Origin of the sequence: Pseudooceanicola pacificus (assembly GCF_009789075.1) — a bacterium.
GTDB lineage: Bacteria > Pseudomonadota > Alphaproteobacteria > Rhodobacterales > Rhodobacteraceae > Pseudooceanicola > Pseudooceanicola pacificus.
In genome coordinates this window covers 80526-105103 of record NZ_WNXQ01000012.1, presented here as the reverse complement: position 1 = coordinate 105103, position 24578 = coordinate 80526, and the positions used below count along the sequence as shown (strand labels likewise).

The window sequence follows — 24578 nt, the reverse complement described above, 5'->3', positions numbered from 1 at the left end:
GGGCTGAGCGCCGCGCGCAGCCGGTCCGCCGCCGCGCTCGACGCGGCTGTCGAGGCCGAGCTGGCGCCGCTGCGGATGGAGCGGGCGAAGTTCGAGACCCGGGTCACCCCCGGCGAACCCGGCCCCACGGGCGTGGACGAGGTGCAGTTCCAGGTCGCCACGAACCCGGGCGCCCCGGCAGGGCCGCTGGGGCGCATCGCCTCGGGCGGGGAACTGTCGCGCTTCCTGCTGGCGCTGAAGGTCTGCCTGTCGCGCGACCAGCAGGGTGTGACGATGATCTTTGACGAGATCGACCGGGGGGTCGGCGGGGCAACCGCCGATGCCGTGGGCCGCAGGCTGGTGGCGCTGGCCGAGGGCGGGCAGGTGCTGGTGGTGACCCATTCGCCGCAGGTCGCGGCCCTGGGCGCGCATCACTGGCGGGTGGAAAAGCGCGTGACGGGCGGGCAGACCCTGTCCACCGTCGTGGCGCTGGATGCCGAGGCCCGGGTGGACGAGATCGCGCGCATGCTCTCGGGCGACAGCATCACCGCCGAAGCCCGCGCCGCCGCCACGAGCCTGATCGGCTGAGGCCGGGACGGCGCGCTTTTCGGACGGCGTGCTTTTTCCATGTGACGGATGCGGCCGGTTCTCGGTCGCCGGCTGGGGCCGGCGACCGAAGGCGGCAGGTCTGTGTTGTGCGTCTGGTTGGGGGGGGACGCTCGCCGCGGACCCAATAGGGGGGGTAGCCCTGGGTCCGGCGGGTCCGCGGCGGCACACATATTTACCGCTTACACGCTGAAAATTAACAATACGCCATCGCCCGGTCATACCCCCGATAGGGTAGCCCGCATGCAGTGCAAGTCAGTCGCGCAGGGGTCGATTTTGCCGCAATGCCGGGATGATCGCGGGGGCCTGCGCAGGGTCAGACCGTCGCCTGCGCCGCCTTCTGCAACTGGCGGACCAGGAGGATCATTTCGCGCCAGCGGTGGAACAGCACCAGCTGGCCGGCATTCTCGTACTGGTTAAAGATGATCCAGGGATAATCGCGGCGCATCTCGGCCTGAGTGACGGCGGGCACGCGCAGATCCTGTTGCCCGTGCATGGCGATGATGGGCACCTTGCCTTGCATCGCCTTCAGCTCGTTCGTCCAGTCCCATTTCCGGTCCGGCAGCAGCTCGGCCGCAAAGGCGTCGGCGGCGTTGACCGTGTCGGACAGGGTGATCTCGGACCCGGACGACAGCGCATCCATCGCCTCCGGATTGCGGGCAAGCGCGTAATCGGAGGGCGAGCCGTGATAGATCGTCTCGATGAATCCCGGCTTTCCCAGACGCCGTGCCATGGCAAAGCCGGCGCGCACCATGAAGGGCATCAGCGACGGGGTGTAGCGGGCGCCGGTATAGATGAAGCGGTGCCATTTCCCCATCCGGTCGAACTGCACATGGCGGTTCATCGGGGCCATGGCGCTGGCGGCGAGCACGCCCATCAGACGGCCGGGATGGCGCAGGGCAAAGATGACCGCATAGCGCAGGTCGTCGTCCTGGGTGATCATTGGCACGCGGCGCACGCCCAGGTGATCGAGCAGCGCGGCCATGTCGCCGACCACGGTTTCGACCCGGCTTTCGGATCCGCGCAGCGGTGTGGAACAGCCATAGCCCGGGCGGATCGGCACGATCACCCGCAGCCCCTCGCGTTCGGCCAGGGCCTCGGCTTCGGCCATCCAGCGGGTGAGGCCGAACAGACCGGGCAGGTACATGACCGCGCGGCCCTCGGTATCCCCCAGAACCAGGAATTCCACTATGCGGCCATCGGGCCGCTGGATCGACTGCACGGGAATGGGGATCAGCCCGCTGTCGGGCCCGCCGCCATTGTAGCGCCCGCCCTTCGGCCCCGGGCCGGCAGGAGCGGTGAGGCCGGCATCCGACAGGTCCATCGCCGAAAGCGCAAAGCGCAGCAGGTCGCCCTGGCTGCGGGTCTCGGTCTTCTGCTGCAAGGACTTGATCTGTGCCCGCACGGTCTGGATCGAACGGTCGCGCAGATCGGCGATCTCGCGCGGGCTGCGGCTTTCGGTCAGGCTGCGCAGCACCTCGATCTCGGCCTCGGTCAGCCCGAAGCCCCGGCGCAGGGTCTCGTTCAGCCGGTCGGGCCATTTGAGCTCGGAGCTCACCGCGATCACGAAGGGCGCGGCGAAGGGCGGTTCCACCAGGCGCAATTGGAACAGGATCAGCCGCCCGGCGGCCGGGGAATCCTGCGCCCCCCGCATCCGCAGCAGGCCCGAGCGGCGCCCGGGCGCGCGGAACAGGGCCAGCACCCCGTCCTGCAGCAGGGGGATGTCCTCGGGCATCAGCGGCACCCGGTCGAGCCTGCCACCCGTCGCCAGCCCGAACAGCTGATGCGCCGCGTCGTTCACCGCCAGCAGGCGCAATTCGCTGTCGATGCAAAAGGCGGCTGCGCGGCGAAAGGCCGAGAGTTCGATCTCTTCGGGGCGCAGGGACGGGCCAAGGCTGCTGCGGTCCAGCAATTCGGCGAGGCGGCGGAAATGGGCCTGGAAATCGCGCCGGCCCAGGTCGATCGGCGCGACTTCGGGGGCGTTGCGGCGGCGCGGGCCGGTCATCCGCTCCCATGTATCCAGAAGGTCGCCGTAATGGGCGGGGTCGAGCGCAACATCGTAAAGACGCTCAAGGAACTCGTCCTCGATTCCCGTCTCAGCGAAATCGGACGCCGACGTTCGAACCTTCTGCATTCAGTTTGCCTCTTGACCCAGGAGGTTGCTCTGTACTTGCGATATCTAAACGAAATTCAAAGTAACTGGCGCCATTCAGCATCAGCTGAAGGTAATAATTTGTCATACATTAACCAGTCTGTGCACAAGTTGAAAGCGTTTTGATCGTTCTAGCGGCGTGCCGGGACGGTCTTTCCCGGGTTCAGCAGGCCCTGCGGATCCAGCGCGGACTTGATATCCCCCATGATCTGCCAGGATTCGCCATGTTCGCGCTCCATGTAGTCCAGCTTGCCGATACCGATTCCATGTTCGCCGGTGGCCGTGCCGCCCAGGTCGAGCGCCCGGCTCACCATACGTTCTGCAGCGGCCTTGGCGCGGGCGGCCTCGGCCTGATCGGCGGGGTCGAACATCAGGATGGCATGGAAGTTGCCGTCGCCCACATGGCCCAGAATCGGGCCGGACACGTTGTTTTCCTTAAGGTCTTCAATGGTTTCCTCGACCGCGCGGGCCAGGTTGGAAATCGGCACGCAGACATCGGTGACAATCGACCGGCAGCCCGGGCGCGAGGCGAGGATGGCGTAATAGGCATTGTGCCGCATGGTCCAGAGCGCCTTGCGGTCCTCGGCCCGGGCGGCCCATTGAAAGCCCTCTCCGCCATGCTCGGCCACCACCGCGCCAAAGCTTTCGGCCTGTTCGGCCACGGCGCTGTCGGACCCGTGGAATTCGATCAGCAGGTGGGGCATTTCCGGCAGATTGGTATGCGAAAAAGTGTTAACGGCGCAGACGGTTTCCGTGTCGACAAATTCAATCCGGGCCATGGGAATCCCGATCTGGATCGTGTCGATCACCGTGGCAACGGCGTCATGTATGGTGGCAAAGCCGCAGACCGCCGAGGTCACCGCCTCGGGCTGGCCGTGCAGGCGCAGCGTCAGCTCGGTGATCAGGCCCAGCGTGCCCTCGGCCCCGACGAACAGGCCGGTCAGGTCGTAGCCGGCCGAACTTTTGCGCGCGCGGGTGCCGGTGCGGATGACCCGGCCGTCGGCCAGCACGACCTCCAGCCCCAGCACATTGTCGCGCATCGTGCCGTAGCGCACCGCCGTGGTCCCGCTGGCCCGGGTCGAGGCCATGCCGCCGAGCGAGGCATTGGCCCCGGGATCGACCGGGAAGAACAGGCCGGTGGCCCGCAGCTCCTCGTTCAGCGCCTCGCGGGTGACGCCGGGCTGCACGCGCACGTCCATATCGGCCTGGTTGACCTGCAGCACACGGTTCATCCGGGTGAAATCGACACACAGCCCGCCGTGCAGCGCCTGGCTCTGCCCCTCCAGCGAGGTGCCGGTGCCCCAGGCGGTGACCGGGCAGCCGTGGCGCGCGCAGATCTGCACGATCTGCGCCACCTGTTCGGTGGAGTCGGGATAGGCCACCGCGTCGGGTGGCAGATCGGGCAGATAGCTTTCCGAACGGCCATGCAGGTCGAGATCGGACTTGGACCGCGTCAGTGCATCGCCTAAGACGGCGGAGAGTTCGTCGAGTGCGGCTGCAATGGTCATCTTGGCCTCGGTGCTGGACATCTACGGGCTGTCATAAGACATGCGCGACGGGCGCGAAAGGGCACCGGCGCGACAGGAACGGGGCGGAAGGAACGGATGCGGGACGGGCTGTGGCGCCGGACGCTGGACCATGCATGGCGACACGTCAGCCGGGCATGGGCGCTGCTGCTGCTGCGCGGGCCCAGCCAGTTCCAGTTCTGGGTGATCGCGCTGCTGGTGGGCATCGCGGCGGGCGGCGCGGCCCTCGGGTTCCGCCTTGGCATCAACTGGCTCCAGAGCACGGTCTATCGGCTGGAGGACGTGCACCTGCTGCACAGCCACGCCCAGACCCTGCCGTGGTATCTGATCCTCACGATCCCGATTGCCGGCGGGTTCATCGTCGGGCAGATCCTGCACCGTTTCACCCCCGATGCGCGGGTCCGCTCGGTTGCCGATGTGATCGAGGGCGCCGCCCTGCACGAGGGCCGGGTGGAGGGCAGGGCCGGGCTGGCCTCGGCCGCCGCCTCGATGATCACGCTGAGCACCGGGGGCTCCACCGGGCGCGAGGGGCCGGTGGTCCACCTGGCCTCGGTTCTGTCGACCTGGGTGCTGACGCGGATCCGGGCCGATGGCGTCACCGGGCGCGACCTGTTGGGCTGTGCCGTGGCCGCCGCCGTCTCGGCCAGTTTCAACGCGCCGATTGCCGGGGCGCTCTTTGCGCTGGAGGTGGTGCTGCGGCATTTCGCGATCCACGCCTTTGCCCCCATCGTCATCGCCAGCGTGGCGGGCACCGTGATCAACCGGCTGGAATATGGCGGGGTCCCGGAATTTGTCCTGCCCGCGCAATCCTTCCTGGAATTCTACCAGGAACTGCCGGCCTTTCTGATCCTGGGGGTGGTCTGCGGCATCGCCGCCGGGCTGCTGATGCTGGCGATCTTTGCGGCCGAGGATTTTGCCACCGCCGTGCAGGCGCGCACCGGCCTGCCGCGCTGGCTGCGCCCGGTGGCGGCGGGGGCGGTGCTGGGCGCCCTGGCGATCCCGTTTCCGCATATCATCGGCGTGGGCTACGAAACCACCTCGGCCGCGCTGACCGGCCAGCTGGTTCTGGGCCATGCGATCCTGTTCGCGGTGGTCAAGACGGTGGCCGTTTCGGTCACCTTCGGCGGGCGGATGGGGGGCGGGGTCTTTTCGCCCTCGCTGATGGTGGGCGCGCTGATCGGGCTGGCCTACGGGCAGATCGCCACCGGGTTCTTTCCCGATGTCTCGGGCTCGATCACGCTGTATGCTCTGGCCGGCATGGGCGCGGTGTCGGCCGCGGTGCTGGGGGCGCCGATTTCCACCACGCTGATCGTGTTCGAACTGACCGGCGACTGGGAGACCGCGCTGGCGGTGATGGTCACCGTCTCGACCTCCACCGCCATCGGCACGCGGCTGGTCGACCGCTCGTTCTTCCTGACCCAGCTGGAGCGGCGCAACATCCACCTGGCCGCCGGGCCGCAGGCCTATCTGCTGGGCGTCTTTCGCGCCGACACCCTGATGCGCCGCGCCGGAACCGAGGGCGCCGCCCCCGAGGACCGGTGCTGGGCGCTGATCGAGGCGGGCAGCTATGTCGATGCCTCAGCCACGCTGGAGGTCGCGCTGCCCTTGCTGGAACGCACCGGCGAACCCTTTCTGCCCGTCGTCACATTGTCGGCCGGGGCCGACAGACCGCCGGAACTGCTGGGCGCATTGTTTCATGTTGACGCGCTCAAGGTGTACAATCGGGCCCTCGCTGCAACCGCAGCGGAAGAGCACAGTTAATAGGCAACCGGCAAAAAGGTGCCGGAATGCCGCAGCCTGTGGACAATCCCGGGCCGCGCCGAACCCGTGCTGGCGCGATTGGCAACCAGATCTTAGCCTGTCTGCAATAACCTGAAAAAGGGGCAGTACACATGACAGGTAATCTGGCAATCAAGATGAGTCCTCAGTTTAACGCGTTGGACACCGGGTGGTCACCGACCTCCCTGTCCGAACCCGAGGTGGCGGCGACCTGCTACGGGGTGCGGTTTCCCATGTCGCCGATGCTGCATGACAAACGGATCGAACGGCTGAACGCCGGCACCTACGAGGGGCAGGAGATCCGCGGCGCGCTCCACGTCGTCCGCAAGGGCGACCGGGTGCTGGAACTCGGCGCCGGGATCGGCGCTGTCGGGGCCGTGGTGGCCAAGACTGCCGAACCCGCCGTGGTGGCGAGTTTCGAGGCCAATCCCGACCTGATCGAACATGTCGAGGCGCTCTATCGCCTCAACGGGCTGGACGACCGGATCGGCGTCACCAACCGCGTGCTGATGGCCCAGCCCGACCGGCCCGAGACGGTCAGCTTCTACATCGCGAATTCCTACCTCGGCTCTTCGCTGATCGACCGCGCCGACCGCGCCACCCGCAAGGTCAGCGTGCCCACCAGCAGCTTTGCCGACACGGTGGCCGTTCTCAGGCCCAATGTCCTGCTGATGGATATCGAGGGCGGGGAACTGGACATCCTCACCCATGCCGATCTTGGCGGGTTCCGCGCGCTGGTGCTGGAATTCCACCCCGCCGCCTATGGGGTCGAGGGGATGCGCCGCTGCAAGGACATGGTGAAGGAAGCGGGGTTCGAACGGATCGAAGGCCATTCCAGTCGCCTTGTCTGGACCTGCGAGCGGACCGGTTGAGGGCGGAGAGATGAACACCCATTCCCCGGCAGAAGCCGAAGACCAGGACGAAGACTCCGGCGGGTCAGACCTGCACCTGAGTGAACCCGACAACCCTTTGGGCCGGCCCATGCCGGGCGGGGGCTGGTCGGAAAGCATCACCGAACTGCGCGACGCCTATGTGGTGCCCCCGGTTGAAAGCAGCTTTGTCCAAGCCGCCGGCCTGCTGGCCGGCGATGGCAGCTATTGCCCGCAGGGCGCGCTCTGGCGCAAGTGGCGGCCGCTCACAACCGAACCGGCGATGCCCGAGGGCGAACTGCCGGTGCTCAAGGGCAAATGGCTCTGGGGCGGGGTGCTCTGGGCGCATTTCGGGCACTTCCTGGCCGAAAGCACCACGCGGCTCTGGGCGCTGGACAAGCTGGGAGAGGCCGAAGGCATCCTCTACATCCCCAAACGTCCCGCCGTGGGCGAAGAGGTGCGCGGCTTTCAGCTGGATTTCATCCGCCAGATGGGCACCGACCTGCCCGTCAAGGTGGCGAGCGAGCCGATGCGCGTCGAACATCTGGTGGTGCCCGGCCCCGGTTTCGGCCTGGGCGAGATCATCGCCGGCACGCAAAGCTATCGCGACGCGATCCATGCGCGCTACGGCAGCGACATTCCGGCGGAAGGCGGGCCCAAGATCTATATCTCGCGCTCGCTTCTGGGCGTCCAGCGCGGCGGCCTGGTGGGAGAGGAACGGCTGGAGGAACTGCTGACCGCCGAGGGTTACGAGATCTACCACCCGCAGAAATTCTCGATGGCCGAGCAGGTGGCCCGGTACAAGGCCGCGACCCATGTGATCGCCGCCGAAGGCTCGGCCCTGCATCTCTTTGCTATGGTGGCCCGGCCGGATCAGAAGGTTGCGGTGGTGCTGCGGCGGCAGTCCTCGGCTTCCAACTATATCGAACAGCACCTGGCCTCTTTCGGCGGGTCCGAGCCTTTGCCGGTTCAGGCCCTGCGCCGCATCTGGATGCCCGAAGGCACCAAGGCCAAACGGATGGGGCTGGGGGAGCTGGATTTCCCCGCGGTCGAAAAGCTGCTGGCCGAGGGCGGTTTCGTCTCGGGCACCGCGGGCTGGCCCGACATGCGCAAGGTCGAGGTACGCCGCCTGCTGGGCAAGCGCGCGGGCAACCTGCGCCCGATGAACCAGCGCAAGAAGGCCCAGGGCGGCGCGGCCGAGGACTAGCCCGCTGCGGCACTGCCGAACCAGCGGCCGGGCGCTGCCAGCGCCCGGCCTTTTGCATTCAGGACCTGGGTGACGATTCCGCCCCGGACAATCCCGCCCCGGACAGGCCAGCCCCGGACAGGCCCGCACTGGACAGGCCCGCCGCGCGGGGCGCGGGCGTCAGCTGTCCAGCAGGGCCGCGATACGATCCGACAGGAAGGGCGCGTTGATCACGCCCGGGTGCGAGACGGCGGCAAACAGCCCCTCGACCCCCGGAACCGGCCCGGCGATCAGCCCGCCTTGGGGCATCGGGCGGGCGGCGGCTGCGGTGGCCGTGACCCGCAGGTCCCTGAGCCCCGGCATCAGCGCAATCGCATCGGCACGGACACGGGCCGCGATATCGTCCAGCGACATCTGCGGGCCGCTGCCGTCCAGATCCACAGCCGACAACCAGTAGCCGGGGCCTGCGGGCCGGATCTCGACCTTGGGCGTGTCGAGGATGACGGCGGGCGCGGGCCCGGTTGCGGCCAGGCGCACCAGCCCGGCGGGGGAACTGCCGATCCGCAGCGCGCCCGGATCGGGCAGCAGGCGGGGAATGTTCGTGCCCGCGGCCAGCACCACGACATCGGCGGCGATCACGGTTTCGGCCAGCCGCAGCCCGGTGGCACGGCCCTGCGCGACTTCGACGCCCAGCACCGTGTGGCCCATCAGCATCCGCGCGCCGTTCTCGGCCGCGGCCTGGGCCATCAGCCCGGCGGCGAAACCGGCCGAGAGCGCAACGTCGCGCGGGGAATGCAGGGCCAGGGCAGGGGGCCCGGCGACATGCGGGGCGATGCGCTCGATCTCGTCCCGCCCGATCAGGCGCGAGGGGGCGCCCCGGGCCAGGTGCGGGTTGGCCATCGCCTCGGTCGCGCCATCCGTGACGCCCCAGACAAGCGAGCCCGATCCGGCGGCGAAGAGCGCCCCGCCCAGCCGGTCGTTCATCCGGTCGAAACGGTCGCGGGCCGCCAGGCGGCGGTCGAATTCCGCGCTCTCGCCTTCGGGGTCGCAATGGATGTGATTGATCCAGCCGAACGACCGGCCGGACGCGCCGGCCCCGGCCTGCGGCGCCGCATCAACGATGGTGATCCGGTGCCGGGCGGACAGCTCAAAAGCAATCCACGCGCCGACAATCCCGGACCCGACAATGGCGACGCGCATGGCGTGGGCTCCGGTTCAGACCCTCTCGACGGTCACGAACTCGGTCGCGTAAAAGGCGAGGTGGCCGGCAATCTGCTCCATCCCCTCCAACGGAGCCTCATAGCTCCACGCGGCGTTGTCGATGGTCGAGTTCTTGGTTTCGATCGAGTAATAGCTCGCGTCGCCCTTCTTGGGGCACCAGGACGTCTTCTCGGTCTTGTCGAGGAACGCCATGGCGATGTCGCCGCGCGGGAAATAGATGATCGGCGGATACCCGTTCTCGGAAAGTTCGAGCGCATTGCGGCTCTCGCCCAGAACGGCGCCGCCGGCGCGCACCGTCCAGGTGCCCTCTGCCGGCCTGATGGTGATATCGGTCATGTCCTGCCCTCCCCTAGGCTGGTTCTGTCGTGACCTGTCAATGTGACAGGAAAGTGTCGTGATGGCCGTGCTCCGCGGATGCGGACGATTGTGCTGGCTGTGTGGCGGGCTCAGATCGGTTCGGTCGCATGATGCAACCATATCGCAACCTCTCCGTCCAGACGCGGTGCGATACGCGCGCGCACGGAGCGGTGGTAGGCATTGATCCAGTCCCGTTCCGCTGTTGTCAGCAGTTCGGTGTCTATCAGACGGGTTTCTATCGGGACCCAGGTGATGGTTTCGAATTCATACATCTGTCGATGCGCATCGCCCCCGGCGATGGCGCGGGCCTCCTGCACCACGATCAGGTTCTCGATCCGGATGCCAAAGGCGCCCTCGCGGTAATAACCCGGTTCGTTCGACAGGATCATGCCGGCGCGGAAGGGCACGTCGCCGCTGCGGGCCAGGCGCTGTGGCCCCTCGTGCACGCAAAGGTAGGTGCCCACGCCGTGGCCTGTGCCGTGGTCGTAATCCATACCCGCCATCCACAGGTTCTGGCGCGCGATGGCATCCAGATGCATGCCCGCCACGCCCTGCGGAAAGCGCAGACGCGAGATCGCGATCATCCCCTGCAGGACACGGGTATAGGCGGCCTTTTCCGCGGCGCCCGGCTGGCCGACCACCAGCGTGCGGGTGATGTCGGTGGTGCCGTCGTAATACTGCCCGCCGCTGTCCACCACGATCAGCGCGCCATCCGCCAGGGTGCGGTTGGTTTCGGTCGTCACCCGGTAATGGGGCAGGGCGCCGTTCGGTCCGGCCCCCGCGATGGTGTCGAACGAGATGTCGAGCAGCGAATTCGTCTCGCGCCGGAATCCCTCCAGCGCAGTGACCAGGTCGATCTCGGTCAGGGCTGTCTTGTCGGCGCTGTCGAACCAATGCAGGAACCGGCACATGGCGGCGGCGTCGCGCAGATGCGCCTCGCGCGTGCCGTTCAGCTCGGCCTCGGATTTCGAGGCCTTGGGCATGATGCAGGGATCGGAGCCGCGCGCGATGGCGATCCCGTCCTCTTCAAGCTGCAGCTTGACCCAGACGGGGCAGGAGGCCGGGTCGATCCGGACCGGGCCGTCGAGCGATTGCAGCACGGTGGGAAAGGCCTTGGGCCCGTTCAGGTGCACATCCTTGCCCAGATGCGCCTTCAACCCGTCGTCGACCTTGTCCGGCAGGGCCAGCAGATCGACCATGCCGGTGTCGTGCAGGATGGCAAAGCAATGCGGCACCGGGTTCTTGGGAATGTCCGACCCGCGCACGTTCAGCAGCCATGCGATGCTGTCGGGCAGGGTGATGACGGCGGCGCGGTGGCCGGCCTTCTTCAGCTCGGCCGCCAGGCGCTTGCGCTTGCTGTCATGGGGCTCGCCCGCGAATTCGATGGGGTAGGGCTTGATCGCGCCCTTGGGCGGGGCGGGCTGGTCGGCCCAGATCCGGTCCACCAGGTTGCGGTGCGGCACCAGCCCGACGGACGACCCGTCGAGCGCCTGTTCCAGCGCCTCGATCTCGGCCACCGCGTGCAGCCAGGGGTCATAGCCCACGGCGCCGCTGGACAGGTTCTCGCGCAGCCACGGCCCGGGGCGCGTGGCGGGCCAGTCGACCGGCGTGTAGTCGGGCTGGGCGACCTGCGCCTTGACCTGCACGGTGTAGCGCCCGTCGACAAAGACGCCCGCGATCTCGGGCAGGACGATGCAGAACCCGGCCGATCCGGTAAAGCCGGTGAGCCAGGCGAGGCGGTCGTCATGCGGGGCCACGTATTCGCCCTGATGCGCATCGGCACGGGGCACCATGAAACCTGCAAGCCCGTCCTTCGCCATCTCCTTGCGCAGCGCCTTGAGGCGCGGCGGACCGGCCTGGGGCGTGGTCGGGCTGTCGAAGGTCTGGAACATCGGGGTCTCCGCGTCATGTCAGGTGCGCAGGGAACCTTACCGCGCGGTAGAACGCAAGCGGATTGATGCTGCGGCGCGGAATGTTGGAGGGGTACGGGGCGGCGCGGATCGGGGTCCGTCTGCATGATTTTATTTATTTGTCAGATCGTTACATTCCGAAGTTCCACCGTTTGGTGGCCACTATCCGCAGACCGTTCGTCCCGCCACCTGGGGCGAGAGTCGGATGTCTGACACCCCGGCCACCCGACCTGAGCGGGCGAACAGGCGCAAGTCGCCGGTCCCGACACCGCACCGCAAGCCACGCGAAACACGGCCCGAAAGGCGGCGCCGCGACGCCCGGGCGGGTGCGTGATGCGATGCCGTCACACGTCTGTCTCGGGGGGCTGAGCTCGCCCGGACACAGCGCGACACCTCGGGCACGGCGCGGCCGGTTTCCCGGACGATGGCGCGGCAATGGCGGCGGATCGCGCCGCGGCGTGGCCTGGAACCCGAGCGGGCAAGAATGCGGAGATTCTGCGCGGGGGGCAGCGTCTGTGGGCACGTCACAAAGGCCAACGTGCCCGGCCGGAATGACCCGCCCCTGGCCAGGGGCACCACCGTGCCCCGGCCCTCAACCGGCTTTCTTGATCCCGAAAATGCGTGCCCTTGCGCGCGGGTCGTTGTCGAAGAGCGAGGCAAGCTGTTCGGTCATCGCGCCGGCCAGCTGATCCACGTCGGTGATCGTCACCGCCCGATCGTAATAGCGCGTCACGTCATGGCCGATGCCGATGGCGATCAGTTCGACCATCTTCCTTTTCTCGACCATGGCGATCACGTCGCGCAGGTGCTTTTCCAGGAAATTCGCCGGGTTCACCGACAGGGTCGAATCGTCGACCGGCGCGCCGTCGGAAATCACCATCAGGATCTTGCGCGCCTCGCGCCGTCCGGCCATGCGCCGGTGCGCCCATTCCAGCGCCTCGCCGTCGATGTTTTCCTTCAGCAGGCCCTCTTTCATCATCAGGCCCAGGTTCGCACGGGCCCGGCGGAGCGGGGCATCGGCGCTCTTGTAGACGATGTGGCGCAGGTCGTTCAGGCGGCCGGGCTGCTGCGGGCGGCCGTCGGCCAGCCATTTCTCGCGCGCCTGCCCGCCCTTCCAGGCGCGGGTGGTGAACCCCAGGATCTCGACCTTGACGTTGCAACGCTCCAGCGTGCGGGCCAGCACGTCGGCACAGATCGCGGCGATGGAAATCGGCCGGCCCCGCATCGAGCCCGAGTTGTCCAGCAGCAGGGTCACGATGGTGTCGCGGAACTCGGTGTCCTTTTCGACCTTGAAGGACAGCGGCGTCGTCGGGTTGGCCACCACGCGGGCCAGCCGGCCAGCGTCGAGGATGCCTTCCTCGCGGTCGAATTCCCACGAGCGGTTCTGCTGCGCCTGCAACCGCCGCTGCAGCTTGTTGGCCAGACGCGAGACGGCGCCCTTCAGCGGTTCGAGCTGCTGGTCGAGATAGGCGCGCAGGCGTTCCAGCTCCACCGGATCGGCGAGGTCCTCGGCGGACACCTCCTCGTCATTCTCGTTGTTGTAGACGATGTAATTCGGATCGGCCTCAGAGGCGGGCGCGGGGGCGGGCGGCTCCAGCGGGGCCTCGCCTTCGGGCATCTCGGCTTCCTCGCCCATCTCCTGGTCGGCCATCTCGTCCATCGAGACCTGCGCCTCGGAGGGATCCTGCTGTTCGTCCTGGCTCTGTTCGGGGTTGGCCTCGGCCTCGTCGTCCTGTTGGTCGTCGCTGCCGGTGCTGTCGGGCTGTTCCTCTTCCTCGTCGCCCTCCTGGGCGTCATCGGGGCTGTCGTCGTCGGTGCCGTCCGGATCCTCGCCCAGCTGGTCGCCATAGCCCAGGTCGTCGATGATCTTGCGGGCGAATCGGGCGAATTCGGTCTGGTCCGCCAGCTTGTCGTTCAGGTTCTCCAGCGTGCCGCCGGCCTGATCCTCGATGAACCCGCGCCACAGCTCCATCACGTTCTGCGCGCCCTGGGGCATCTCGCGGCCCGTCGCCAGATGGCGCACGAGGTATCCGGCCGCCACGGGCAGGGGGGCGTCGGCGGCCTGGGTGATCTGGTCGTACCCCATGCGCCGCGCCTCGGCGCCGATCTTGGCGTCGATGTTCTTGGCCGTGCCGGGCATGTCGCGCGCGCCCATGGCTTCGCAGCGCGCCGTCTCCATCGCCTCGTAGAGATCGCGGGCCATCTCGCCCGGCGGCACGTATTTGGCGTGGGTCTGGGCGTCGTGATAGCGGTGGTGCAGCGCCAGCGCATCGGCGGTGCCGCGGGCCAGCAGGACCTCGTCCTTGGTCATCCGGCGGCTGACCTGCGGCAGGCGCAGGCTGTCGCCCGACTTGCCCGAAGGGTCGACGGAATAGGTGACGTTCAGGTCCGGGTCGTGGGCCATGACCTTGGTGGCCTCGGCCAGGGCCTTCTTGAACGGATCTGCTGGGTTGTCGGTCGGCTTGCTCATGGTCCCGGTAAAGCACTCCGCCGCGTCCCCGGCAAGTGGATCCGCGCGCGTGAAGGGCTGACCGAGGCCGCTCATTCGCTTGCGGCGGTCCCGCTGCGGGCGTCGTATTCGGCCCGGGCGGCCTCGATCCGTTCGAGGTTCTCCAGCGCCCATCGGGCCAGGCCGCTGACCGGGACCAGCAGGCAGTGGCCGATTTCCGTCAGCTCGTATTCCACCGCGGGCGGACGCGTGGGTGTCACCGTCCGGGTCACCATGCCGTCGCGTTCCAGATTGCGCAGGGTGGTGGTCAGCATCTTCTGACTGATGTTGCCGATCCCCTTGCGCAGCTCGTTGAAACGCATCGGACCCTCGCCGAGATAGCTCACCACAAGCACCGTCCACTTGTCCCCGATGCGCTGCAGCATACCGGACACGGCCATGCAGCTTTTGTCGGCTCCGTGAAATTCCTTCCACTTCTCAGTGGCTTGAACACAATCAGTGTGGTTCTGCACAATGGCTGTGCGTGCATTGACCCCCAGATCCTCAGGTTTCATGAAGGTGCCTCCTTGCGACTCGTGGCGGTGTCTCTTCTATCTGTAGTTACCAAAAGAAACCATATCCCGGACGGAGTGTGCCATGACCAATACCCATTCAAATCCTAACATCGCCGTGATCCTCGGCACGACGCGCCCGACCCGCTGGGGTCACAAGCCCGCTGAATGGATCAAGGACAAGATCATCGCCGATGGCCGGATGACCGCCGATATCCTCGATCTGGCCGACTTCGACCTGCCGATGTTCGATGAGATGGCCTCGAACAAATGGATGCCGTCGAAGGATCCGAAGGCGGTCAAATGGCAGGAGACCCTGGCGCAGTATGACGGATATGTGTTCGTCACCGCCGAGTACAACCATTCCATTTCGGGCGCGCTGAAAAACGCGCTGGATCAGGCGTTCAACGAATGGGCCCGCAAGCCCGCGGCCGTGGTCGGCTATGGCGGTGTCGGCGCGGCCCGTGCGGTGGAGCATCTGCGCGCCATCGCGGTGGAACTGCGCATGGTGAACGTGGCCTCGGCCGTGCATATCGGCGGCGGCGAGTTGATGAAGGTGCATCCGATGGGCGGCAATGCCGATGCCTCGATCGCCGAGATCGACGCCGTGCTGGCCCCCTCGGCCGCCGCGATGCTGGACGAACTCTACTGGTGGGCCGACCTGCTCAAGGGCGCGCGTGCCGCGGAAGAGCGCAAGGCGGCCTGACCCGTCACTTCGGCTGGATCTCGTCGCAGCGCGCGGCGAGCCGGTCAAACAGCCGGATGCTCTGCTCGTCGCCGCCGACATAGGCGCGGAACAGCAGCTCCATCCCCGGGCGTTCCTCAGCGATGAGCGCCCGGGAGCCCGCGCCCGCCGCATCCCCGAACCTGCGGGCGAGGGCCTTTGCATCCGAAGTGTCCTGGATGAAGCCGGGCAGGTCCTCGGCCGCGTCGACCATCCCGTACCAGAGCGCGGCGCAGCGGGCATAATCGTCCGCCGTGGCCGCGGCGGCCGGAGCCGCCAGCAGCATCAGAGCAAGAGCCGTTCGCATTGCGCCAGTTGCAGCGCGGCCAAGCGCCGCGCCGTGGCGGCGCGCCGCGGGTCGGTCGCGAATGTCGCCTGACCCAGCAACGCGGCCTGCGCCATCTTGGCCTCGATCCGGCGATGCAGCACCTCGGCCCCCGCGCCGGGGGGCATCACCGTTTCCAGCAAGCCGATCATGCGGGCGCGGGTCCTGGCGGTTTCTTCGGATTGCGGGCCGTCGGTGAGCCATTGGTGTTCCATCAGGGCCGACAGCCGGCCGGTGCATGTCGCGAACAGGGTCAGGGCATCCTGCTGGCCCGTGCTGTCCACCGCCCCCGCGGCGAGGGGGAGCCATGCAGCCGTGACGGCCAGTGTCAGGCGAAGCTTTGCCATGTGGTGAATAGTAATTCATCGCGATTGCCGATCAATTAAGCGGAATGAAAACTTTTCGCCTGTGGCTTTTGGATGATGCCATGACGTCATGATGCTAAACGTCGCCCGGCAGGGGCGGTTCCGACACTCCCGAAAAGTTGACCGCCCGACTCGGCGCCCCCCGGGGGCCGGGCAAATGCGCGGGGGCGGGAATGGAAAAAGGGGCCGTGTTTCCACGACCCCTTCGATCCTTTGGCATGGCAGGGCGTCCGGCGCCTCAGCTGGCCATCGACGCCGCGCTTTCGGGCAGTTCCTCGTCGAAACAGCGCTGATAGAACTCGGCCACGGTCTGGCGCTCCAGCTCGTCGCATTTGTTCAGGAAGGTCAGGCGGAAGGCATAGCCGATGGAGCGGAAGATCTCGGCGTTCTGCGCCCAGGTGATCACCGTCCGGGGCGACATCACGGTCGAGAGGTCGCCGTTCATAAAGGCGGTCCGGGTCAGATCGGCCACGGTGACCATCTGCTTGACCGTCTTGCGGCCCTTCTCGTTGTTGTAATGCGGCGCCTTGGCCAGCACGATCGCGGTTTCCGCGTCGATCGACAGGTAGTTCAGCGTCGCCACCAGGGACCAGCGGTCCATCTGGGCCTGGTTGATCTGCTGGGTGCCGTGATAAAGGCCGGTCGTGTCGCCCAGACCCACGGTGTTCGAGGTCGCGAACAGGCGGAAATACTTGTTGGGCGTGATGACTTCGTTCTGGTCCAGCAGGGTCAGCTTGCCGTCATGTTCCAGCACGCGCTGGATCACGAACATCACGTCGGCGCGGCCCGCGTCATATTCGTCAAAGACGATGGCGGTCGGGTTGCGCAGGGCCCAGGGCAGGATCCCTTCGTGGAATTCCGTCACCTGCTTGCCGTCGCGCAGCTTGATCGCATCCTTGCCGATCAGGTCGATCCGGCTGATGTGGCTGTCGAGGTTCACCCGCACGCAGGGCCATTTCAGCCGGGCGGCGACCTGTTCGATATGGGTCGACTTGCCGGTGCCGTGGTAGCCCTGGATCATCACCCGGCGGTTGTGGCTGAACCCCGCGAGGATGGCCAGCGTGGTGTCCGGGTCGAACTTGTAGGTGCTGTCGGTCTCGGGCACCCGGTCGGTGATGTTCTCGAAGCCCTTCACGATCATGTCGGTGTCGATACCGAAGACTTCGCGGACCGAAATTTCTTCGGTCGGTTTAGCGTTGATATCGGTCGATCCGTCCGCCATGGTCGACATGTCCTTCTGGTAGGGCCTCGAATTGCACGGACCGTCGTGCCTCATATCGGGGTCGGACACAAGAGGAACAACGGGGTTGGGCACCAGTGTAGCGCACTGGCTCCAGAGAGAGGGCAGAAGCCGGAATGGCCACGCGGGCGGACATCGAAGAGCTCATTGCCCGGACGGCGCTACGCGACCGTGCCGCATTTTCCCGGCTCTATGAACTGACATCCGCGAAACTTTTCGGAATCTGCCTGCGTATATTGAATTCGAGGCCAGAAGCAGAAGATGCGTTGCAAGAGGTCTTCGTCAAGGTCTGGCGCAACGCGGATAGGTACAAGGCAGGTGGATTCAGTCCGATGACGTGGCTGATCACCATCGCACGCAATCATGCCATCGACCGGCTGAGGGCGCGCCGAGCCAAGGGAGAGGGGCTGGACAAGGCCGAGGAGCTGCCGGATGGCGCTCCTGGACCCGAGGCGATGGCGATTGCCTCTTCCGAGAGGGGCCGGCTTGTCGGCTGCCTCGACGAACTGCCCGAAGACCGCGCATCCGCGGTCAGGCTGGCTTACCTGCATGGGGAAACCTATGCGGATCTTGCGGACCGCTTCGGCGTGCCGTTGAACACGATGCGAACATGGCTGCGCCGCAGCCTGTTGAAATTGAGGGAGTGCCTGGAGCGATGAGCATCCCGGCTGACACTGAAGACGATCGCATCCTCGCCGCAGAATACATTCTGGGGCTGCTGGATGACGAGACGTCGCGCGCGCTTGAGGCGCGGATGAACGTGGAGCCCGCGCTTCGCGACAGTGTCGCCGTGTGGGCCGACGACTTCGCCGTGATGACCGACGGCATCCCCGAGGAACTGCCCCCGCCCGGTGTCTTCGTGTCGATCTCGGAGGTGCTGTTCGGCACCGAACGGGCACCCTCGCTGTTGCAGCGCCTGGGGATCGTGCGGATGTTCGTGGGGGCCGTCGCCGCCGCAGGGCTGGCCTTTGTCGTCATTTCCTCGGGCCTGCTGGGTCCGGCGAACCAGCCGGAATTCGTGGCACGGGTCGAGGCGCAGGACAGTTCGCTGCGCTTCCGCGCGGCCTATGACGCCGATACCGGCAGCCTGCATCTGGTGCGGCTGGCGGGGCAGGCCGCGCCCGGGCGCTCGCTGGAATTCTGGCTGATCGCCGGGTCGAACGCGCCGGTGTCCGTCATGGTCTGGCCGACGGGCGCGGATGACGAACGCATCGTCCTACCCGCGCCGATCGCCGCCGGACTGCCGGGCGGAACGCTCGCCATCTCGGACGAGCCCGAGGGCGGTTCGCCCACCGGCGCGCCGACCGGCGATGTGCTGGCCGTGGGCCAGGTCTCGCCCGCCTGAACCGGGCGCGGCCGATCCCGGCAGCGGGTCAGCCGCGCCGGGTATTTTCGGTTTTCTGAAACAGAACAGCGCCGGACGCCGTATGTGCGGATGCCGGTCGCGCCTGTTCCCGTGGCGCGCCGGACCGAACAGGAGTGAACATGCCGCGCAGCCGCCGAATCTGGGTCTGGATTTTTATCGTGATCGTCATCGCCCTGGCGATACTGGCCGAGGTCCTGCTGCGCGCCTGACGGGCCGCACGGCGCAACGAATGGCAGCCGGATCGCCCCCCGCGGGGCGGGTCCGCCTCCGTGCGTTCGGATCAAATTTTATTTTCACATTTAAGTGTTTACCGGGTCCGGATTGTTTTGAAACCATTCGCCGGGGCGCCCCGTAGCTACCAGTAACCCGGGCAGCAAAGCCTGGGCACAAATTTTGACACTGGAGCAATCAAATGTCCTTCAAGACCTTCCTCACCGCCGGCGCGGCATCCATCGCACTCGCCTCCGCAGCCTTTGCTGCGAGCCACTCGATGAACCCGACCGTTGGCGGCGCCGAGATGTCGCCCGAGATGACCATCGCCGAAAACGCCTCGAACGCTCCGAACCTGACCACGCTGGTTGCCGCCGTGAAGGCCGCCGGCCTGGTCGACACCCTGATGGGTGCAGGTCCGTTCACCGTCTTCGCGCCCACCAACGAAGCCTTTGACATGCTGCCCGACGGCACCGTCGCCGAGCTGCTGAAGCCCGAGAACAAGGACCAGCTGACGAAGATCCTGACCTGCCACGTTGTGGCCGCCGACGCGATGTCGGATGCCATCGGCAAGATGATCGCGGATGACGGCGGCGAGCATGACGTGCCGACCGTTGGCGGCTGCACGCTGAAGGCCATGATGGACGGCGACAACATCGTTCTGCAGGACGAGATGGGCAACAAGGCCACCGTCATCGTCGCCGACGTGAAACAGTCGAACGGCGTCGTGCATGTGATCGACCACGTGCTGCTGCCGAAGTCCGACATGTAATCGGCCTCACGCCAAGTTGTGCCGCCCGGGATTGCCCCGCACCCGGGCGGTGCGACACACTTGGCGCAGGGGAGCCCTGCGGACCACCCCCGAACGGGAGGACATGCCATGAACCGCCGCCATTTTGTCGCCGCCGCCACGCTGTTCGCGGGCCTTGCCCCGTTTGCGGCCCGCGCGGCGGACCGTTTCGAAGTCACCCGCACCACGGCCGAATGGAAAGCGATGCTGACCCCCGCGCAGTACAAGGTGATGCGCCAGGAGGGGACGGAACGCGCCGGAACCTCGGATCTGACGCATAACAAGGCCGCCGGCACCTACCTCTGCCGGGGCTGCGATCTGCCGCTCTATTCCAGCAAGACCAAATACGACAGCGGCACCGGCTGGCCGTCGTTCTGGCAGGCCCTGCCAAACGCCGTCGCCACGCGCGAGGACCGCTCGCTGGGCATGGTGCGCACCGAATGCCACTGCCGCCGCTGCGGCTCGCACCTGGGACATATCTTCAACGACGGGCCGCAGCCCACGGGCAAGCGGCACTGCATCAACGGCGTCTCGCTGAAATTTGCCGCCGCCTGAGGCGGAACCCGAAGGCAGGGATGCGCGTTGCGCACAGGGCGGTCACATGGGCCGCCCTTCACTTTTTCCGAACGACAGGAGTCTTTCATGAAACGCAGCGGTTCCGCCGTCTGGTCCGGCGACCTCAAGACCGGCAAGGGCACGGTTTCGGCGCAGTCGGGCATTCTCGACAAGGCGCAATACGGCTTCAACACCCGGTTCGAGGACGGCCCCGGCACCAATCCTGAAGAGCTGATCGGCGCGGCCCATGCGGGCTGCTTCTCGATGGCCCTGTCCAATATCCTGGGCGAGTACGACCTGGTTGCCGACGAGATCGCGACCAAGGCCACCGTCTCGCTGGAGCAGAAGGACGGCGGGTTCACCATCACCAAGGTTCACCTGGAGGTCACCGCCAGGATCCCCGGGGCCACCGCCGAGACCTTTGCCGAGGCGGCAGGCAAGGCCAAGGCGGGCTGCCCCGTCTCGAAACTGCTGACCGCCGAGATCACGATGAACGCCACCCTGGCCTGAGCGCCGGGCCCGACCCTGTGGCCAGTTCCATTGGCCCGATCCAGAGGAAAGGCCGCGATGCGGCCTTGCTCGATGCTCCGGTCCCCGCCTCCGGCAGGGACCGGCTGCCGCCACCCGGTGACGCCGAAAGTCGCGGCTCTGCCCACCGTCTGCGTTGATCTGTCGCAATGGCGCGCGCGATCCGCCGAACACCCGTTTCCCCTGTGTTTTTCCCCTGCGTTTCGGCGCCTCCCGGCCATCTCCGGCCCAGGGGCGAGCGGATTGTCGCAGAGCCGTGATCCAGCCGCCCGTGTGACTATGTCAGGGATAGGGAACACGGACAGCGGGGCGCGAGATGGACACATTCCTGGGGTTTGATGCGGTCACGCTGGCGCGAATCCAGTTCGGCTTTACCGTTGCCTTCCATTTCATCTTTCCCGCCTTCTCGATCGGGCTGGCCTCGTTCCTGGCGGTGCTGAACGCCATGTGGCTGAGGACGCGGCAGGAAACCTATCTGCGCCTCTTCAACTACTGGATCAAGATCTTCGCCGTGACCTTTGCCATGGGCGTCGTCTCGGGCATCGTGATGTCCTACCAGTTCGGCACCAACTGGTCGGTCTTCTCGGACAGGGCGGGGCCGGTGATCGGGCCGCTGATGGCCTATGAGGTGCTCACCGCCTTCTTCCTGGAAGCGGGGTTCCTGGGCATCATGCTCTTCGGGCGCGACAAGGTCGGCGACGGGCTGCATATGGCGGCGACCGCGCTGGTGGCCGTGGGCACCGCGATCTCGGCCACCTGGATCATCTCGGTCAATTCCTGGATGCACACGCCGCAGGGCCACCTGATCGGCGAGAACGGCCAGTTCCTGCCCGCCGACTGGATGGCCATCGTCTTTACCCCCAGCTTTCCCTACCGGCTGGCCCATGCGCTGACGGGGGCCTATCTGACCACCGCGCTGATCGTGGGCGGGGTCGGGGCCTGGCACCTGCTGCGCGGCGAGCATGACAACCGGGGCGTGCGGCGCATGTTCTCGATGGCGATGTGGATGGCGGCCATCGTCGCCCCGCTGCAGATCGTCATCGGCGATGCGCACGGGCTGAACACGCTGGAACACCAGCCGGTCAAGGTCATGGCGATGGAGGGGCATTTCGAAAGCTACCCCGACGGCGCCCCGCTGATCCTGTTCGGCATCCCGGATCAGGACGCGGGCGAGATGCGCCATGCGATCGAGATCCCCAAACTGTCGTCGCTGATCCTGAAACACGACCTGAACGCGCCGCTGGACGGGCTCGACACCGTGCCGGACGAGGACGAGCCGCCGGTGGCCATCGTCTTCTGGTCCTTCCGCGTGATGGTGGCTCTGGGCTTTGCCATGCTGGGGTTGGGGCTCTGGTCGCTCTGGGCCCGGGCGCGCGGGCGGCTGTTCTATTCGCCCTGGCTGCACCGGGCGGCGGTGCTGATGGGGCCGTCGGGTCTGATCGCCGTGACGGCGGGCTGGATCACCACCGAGGTCGGGCGCCAGCCCTGGACGGTCTACGGGCTGATGCGCACGGAAGACAGCGCCTCGCCGCTGGATGCGCTGGCCGTGGGCACCTCGCTGATCGCCTTTATCGTGGTCTATTTCGCGGTCTTCGGGGCAGGGGTCATCTACCTGCTGCGCCTGATGGCCAAGGCCCCGCAGCGGGGCGAGGACGGCCCCAAGCAGGATGAGGGCCCGACCCACGCCGCCGGACGCCACGCCATGCAGGAGGACGCGACATGAGCCTTGCGGTAAACCTCGACCTGACGCTTGTCTGGGCCGTTCTGCTGGCCATGTCGGTCTATATCTACGTGGTGCTCGACGGGTTCGACCTGGGCATCGGCATCCTTTACCCGTTTTTCCCGGAAAAGCGGTCGCGCGACCTGATGATGAACTCGGTCGCGCCGGTCTGGGACGGGAACGAAACCTGGCTGGTCCTGGGCGGCGGCGGGCTGATGGCGGCCTTTCCGATGGCCTATGCGATCCTGATGCCCGCGCTCTACCCGCCGGTGATCGCGATGCTGCTGGCGCTGATCTTTCGCGGCGTCGCCTTCGAATTCCGCTGGCGGGCCGAAACCCTGCGGGGCCGCACCCTCTGGGACAGGGCCTTCTTTGGCGGGTCCTTCGTGGCGGCCCTGTCCCAGGGCATCATGCTGGGCGCCCTGGTGCAGGGGATCGAGGTCGAGGGCCGCGCCTATGCCGGCGGCTGGTGGGACTGGCTGACGCCCTTCACCCTGCTCTGCGGGGCGGCGGTGGTCACCGGCTATGCCTTCCTGGGCGCCTGCTGGCTGGTGCTGAAGCTGGAGGGCGAGGACCAGCGCCCCTTCCGCCACCTGGCGCGCGGCATCGGGCTGGCGACGGTGGGCTTCGTCATCGCGATCTCGATCGCCACGCCGTTCCTTGAGGCCGAATACTACCTGCGCTGGTTCACCTGGCCGTCGATGCTGATCGCCGCCCCGGTGCCCGTGGGGGTCGCGGCGATCGTGGTGCTGCTTGCGCGATCGCTGCAGCACAGGGGGCGCGACTGGCTGCCCTTCGTGCTGGGGCTGGCGCTTTTCGGCATGTGTTTTGTCGGGCTGGGCCTGTCGATGTGGCCCCATATCGTGCCGCCCGACGTGACGCTCTACGACGCCGCCGCGCCCGAGAAGAGCCAGGCCTTCATGCTGGCGGGCGCCGTGGTGCTGCTGCCGATGATCCTGGGCTACACCGCCTATGCCTATTGGGTGTTCCGGGGCAAGCTGGACCCGGAGAAGGGGTACCACTGATGTGGGGCCGCCGCGCACTGTGGTTCCTGCTGCTGTGGCTGGCGGGCGTCGGGGCCGTCACCCTTGTCGCGATGGCGATCCGGGCCGCCCTGGGCCTTTAGGGGGCGGCAACGGGGCGCCCCGTCCAGCGGGGCGCCGGTTGCTCACTTGAAGTTGCGGCTGTCCTTGATCTGGTCCCAGGCCCAGACGACAAGCTGCAGCTGCTCCTCCTGGCTGCGGTCGCCGCCGTTCATGTCGGGGTGCAGCACCTTGATCAGCGACTTGTAGGCCTTGCGCACCTCGGCCTTGGACCAGTGGTCCTTGGCCTCCAGCACCTCGATCGCGCGCCGTTCGGTCGGCGGCAGGCGGCGGGTCTGCGCGGCGGCCGTGTTGCGCCCGGGGTTGCGGGTCGCATTGTCGCCCAGCACCTGGTGCGGGTCCTCGATGCCCAGGCGTGCCCAGGCCCTGGCCTCGGGATCGCCCATCGGCCGGGTCTGGCGTTCCCATACCCTGTCCTTCGAGGCCTGGGCGTTCAGCTCGGCCTCGGTCGTTCCGTCAAAGAAGTTCCATTTCAGATTGTACTCGCGCACATGGTCGCGGCAGAACCAGAAATAGTCGTCCAGCACGTCTGGCGCCTTGGGCGCACGGTATTTTCCCGCTTCCTCGCAGCCCGGGTGTTCGCAGACACGGGTCGAGGTCTCGGACGCACCGGTCATGCCGCGCCGCCCCTTGGTCGACTTCTTCTTGGCCGAGGAGACGGACATGTCGAATCCGAATGGATCAGTCTTGGCCATACGCAATCCTTTCCGAGTCAGGGGATGCAGTTTAGACTGTCTGCGTCGAGATTGAAGAGGCCCGGAGAAAAAAGATGAGTGTTACGGCAGAGATCCGCGCCCGGCTGGAGCAGGCCTTTGCGCCCCGCGAACTGGATGTGCTGGACGAGAGCGAAAGCCACCGCGGCCATGCCGGGTTCCAGGAGGGCGGAGAGAGCCATTTCCGCGTCCGCATGCGCGCGCCCGCGCTGGCCGGGCAAAGCCGCATCGCGCGGCACCGTTCGGTGCATGCGGCGCTTGGCCCCGAGATCATCGGCCGAATCCACGCGCTGGCGCTGGACCTCGACGCCTGAAACCGGGGCAGGGCGCCTGGCTGCGCCCCGCGCGGTCCGT

General features: G+C 67.0%; 24 protein-coding genes and 1 pseudogene. 14 read left to right on the top strand and 11 right to left on the bottom strand.

The window, feature by feature from the left end; translation table 11 throughout:
- A pseudogene (locus tag GLS40_RS16370) lies at positions 1-567 on the top strand (DNA repair protein RecN); the annotation flags it as partial.
- Between the two features lie 334 nt (positions 568-901).
- On the opposite strand, the gene GLS40_RS16365 reads toward GLS40_RS16370, so the two are convergent.
- Both GLS40_RS16365 and GLS40_RS16360 read right to left on the bottom strand, forming a co-directional pair.
- A complete protein-coding gene (locus tag GLS40_RS16365) occupies positions 902-2719 on the bottom strand; it encodes an alpha/beta fold hydrolase (protein WP_160383730.1) in 1818 nt (605 codons plus the stop codon).
- A 149-nt stretch (positions 2720-2868) separates the two neighbouring features.
- Complete coding sequence (locus GLS40_RS16360) at positions 2869-4245, bottom strand: FAD-binding oxidoreductase (RefSeq protein WP_160383738.1); 1377 nt, start codon at positions 4243-4245, stop codon at positions 2869-2871.
- A 96-nt stretch (positions 4246-4341) separates the two neighbouring features.
- On the opposite strand from GLS40_RS16360, the gene GLS40_RS16355 reads away from it, so the two are divergent.
- From GLS40_RS16355 to GLS40_RS16345, 3 genes are all read left to right on the top strand, one after another.
- Positions 4342-6024: a chloride channel protein gene (locus tag GLS40_RS16355; protein WP_160383729.1), complete on the top strand. Its 1683-nt coding sequence runs from the start codon at positions 4342-4344 to the stop codon at positions 6022-6024.
- Positions 6025-6179: 155 nt separating this feature from the next.
- Positions 6180-6914 carry an FkbM family methyltransferase gene (locus GLS40_RS16350; protein ID WP_160383728.1) on the top strand — a complete coding sequence of 245 codons (735 nt, stop codon included), beginning with the start codon at positions 6180-6182 and terminating at the stop codon, positions 6912-6914.
- Between the two features lie 10 nt (positions 6915-6924).
- Complete coding sequence (locus GLS40_RS16345) at positions 6925-8118, top strand: glycosyltransferase family 61 protein (protein ID WP_160383727.1); 1194 nt, start codon at positions 6925-6927, stop codon at positions 8116-8118.
- Between the two features lie 159 nt (positions 8119-8277).
- On the opposite strand, the gene GLS40_RS16340 is transcribed toward GLS40_RS16345, so the two are convergent.
- The 5 genes from GLS40_RS16340 to GLS40_RS16320 form a co-directional block, all read right to left on the bottom strand.
- Positions 8278-9297 (bottom strand): NAD(P)/FAD-dependent oxidoreductase, encoded by a 1020-nt coding sequence (locus GLS40_RS16340; protein ID WP_160383726.1) that lies wholly within the window; start codon positions 9295-9297, stop codon positions 8278-8280.
- A gap of 15 nt (positions 9298-9312) precedes the next feature.
- A complete protein-coding gene (locus GLS40_RS16335; protein WP_160383725.1) occupies positions 9313-9654 on the bottom strand; it encodes a DUF427 domain-containing protein in 342 nt (113 codons plus the stop codon).
- Positions 9655-9764: 110 nt separating this feature from the next.
- Positions 9765-11567, bottom strand: coding sequence for an aminopeptidase P family protein (locus GLS40_RS16330; protein ID WP_160383724.1), 1803 nt, complete (start codon positions 11565-11567; stop codon positions 9765-9767).
- A gap of 610 nt (positions 11568-12177) precedes the next feature.
- Complete coding sequence (cobT, locus tag GLS40_RS16325) at positions 12178-14055, bottom strand: cobaltochelatase subunit CobT (RefSeq protein WP_160383723.1); 1878 nt, start codon at positions 14053-14055, stop codon at positions 12178-12180.
- A gap of 71 nt (positions 14056-14126) precedes the next feature.
- Positions 14127-14474: a winged helix-turn-helix transcriptional regulator gene (locus tag GLS40_RS16320; protein ID WP_202076248.1), complete on the bottom strand. Its 348-nt coding sequence runs from the start codon at positions 14472-14474 to the stop codon at positions 14127-14129.
- 196 nt (positions 14475-14670) lie between these two features.
- Here GLS40_RS16320 and GLS40_RS16315 point away from each other — a divergent pair, with 196 nt between their 5' ends.
- Positions 14671-15291, top strand: a complete 621-nt coding sequence (locus GLS40_RS16315) for an NADPH-dependent FMN reductase (RefSeq protein ID WP_160383721.1) — start codon at positions 14671-14673, stop codon at positions 15289-15291.
- A 4-nt stretch (positions 15292-15295) separates the two neighbouring features.
- Here GLS40_RS16315 and GLS40_RS16310 read toward each other — a convergent pair whose 3' ends face one another.
- From GLS40_RS16310 to cobS, 3 genes are all read right to left on the bottom strand, one after another.
- Complete coding sequence (locus GLS40_RS16310; RefSeq protein ID WP_160383720.1) at positions 15296-15616, bottom strand: hypothetical protein; 321 nt, start codon at positions 15614-15616, stop codon at positions 15296-15298.
- A complete protein-coding gene (locus GLS40_RS16305) occupies positions 15595-15981 on the bottom strand; it encodes a hypothetical protein (protein ID WP_160383719.1) in 387 nt (128 codons plus the stop codon). The genes GLS40_RS16310 and GLS40_RS16305 overlap by 22 nt, the downstream gene beginning before the upstream one ends.
- Positions 15982-16237: 256 nt before the next feature.
- The gene (gene cobS, locus GLS40_RS16300; RefSeq protein WP_160383718.1) at positions 16238-17221 is read right to left on the bottom strand and encodes a cobaltochelatase subunit CobS; all 984 of its coding nucleotides are present in this window, start codon (positions 17219-17221) and stop codon (positions 16238-16240) included.
- A gap of 134 nt (positions 17222-17355) precedes the next feature.
- On the opposite strand from cobS, the gene GLS40_RS16295 reads away from it, so the two are divergent.
- From GLS40_RS16295 to GLS40_RS17890, 8 genes are all read left to right on the top strand, one after another.
- On the top strand, positions 17356-17898 hold the full coding sequence (locus tag GLS40_RS16295) for a sigma-70 family RNA polymerase sigma factor (protein ID WP_160383717.1): 543 nt from the start codon (positions 17356-17358) through the stop codon (positions 17896-17898).
- The gene (locus GLS40_RS16290) at positions 17895-18584 is read left to right on the top strand and encodes an anti-sigma factor (protein ID WP_160383716.1); all 690 of its coding nucleotides are present in this window, start codon (positions 17895-17897) and stop codon (positions 18582-18584) included. The genes GLS40_RS16295 and GLS40_RS16290 overlap by 4 nt, the downstream gene beginning before the upstream one ends.
- A 433-nt stretch (positions 18585-19017) precedes the next feature.
- Positions 19018-19587, top strand: a complete 570-nt coding sequence (locus GLS40_RS16285; RefSeq protein WP_160383715.1) for a fasciclin domain-containing protein — start codon at positions 19018-19020, stop codon at positions 19585-19587.
- A gap of 108 nt (positions 19588-19695) precedes the next feature.
- Positions 19696-20160, top strand: a complete 465-nt coding sequence (msrB, locus tag GLS40_RS16280) for a peptide-methionine (R)-S-oxide reductase MsrB (RefSeq protein ID WP_160383714.1) — start codon at positions 19696-19698, stop codon at positions 20158-20160.
- 87 nt (positions 20161-20247) lie between these two features.
- Positions 20248-20670, top strand: a complete 423-nt coding sequence (locus GLS40_RS16275; protein WP_160383713.1) for an OsmC family protein — start codon at positions 20248-20250, stop codon at positions 20668-20670.
- A 334-nt stretch (positions 20671-21004) separates the two neighbouring features.
- The gene (locus tag GLS40_RS16270; RefSeq protein ID WP_160383712.1) at positions 21005-22411 is read left to right on the top strand and encodes a cytochrome ubiquinol oxidase subunit I; all 1407 of its coding nucleotides are present in this window, start codon (positions 21005-21007) and stop codon (positions 22409-22411) included.
- The gene (gene cydB, locus GLS40_RS16265; RefSeq protein ID WP_160383711.1) at positions 22408-23433 is read left to right on the top strand and encodes a cytochrome d ubiquinol oxidase subunit II; all 1026 of its coding nucleotides are present in this window, start codon (positions 22408-22410) and stop codon (positions 23431-23433) included. The genes GLS40_RS16270 and cydB overlap by 4 nt, the downstream gene beginning before the upstream one ends.
- On the top strand, positions 23433-23534 hold the full coding sequence (locus GLS40_RS17890) for a DUF2474 domain-containing protein (RefSeq protein ID WP_202076243.1): 102 nt from the start codon (positions 23433-23435) through the stop codon (positions 23532-23534). The genes cydB and GLS40_RS17890 overlap by 1 nt, the downstream gene beginning before the upstream one ends.
- A 42-nt stretch (positions 23535-23576) precedes the next feature.
- On the opposite strand, the gene GLS40_RS16260 is transcribed toward GLS40_RS17890, so the two are convergent.
- The gene (locus tag GLS40_RS16260) at positions 23577-24206 is read right to left on the bottom strand and encodes a J domain-containing protein (protein WP_160383710.1); all 630 of its coding nucleotides are present in this window, start codon (positions 24204-24206) and stop codon (positions 23577-23579) included.
- A gap of 74 nt (positions 24207-24280) precedes the next feature.
- Here GLS40_RS16260 and GLS40_RS16255 point away from each other — a divergent pair, with 74 nt between their 5' ends.
- Positions 24281-24538, top strand: a complete 258-nt coding sequence (locus GLS40_RS16255) for a BolA family protein (protein ID WP_160383709.1) — start codon at positions 24281-24283, stop codon at positions 24536-24538.
- Positions 24539-24578 lie beyond the last annotated feature (40 nt).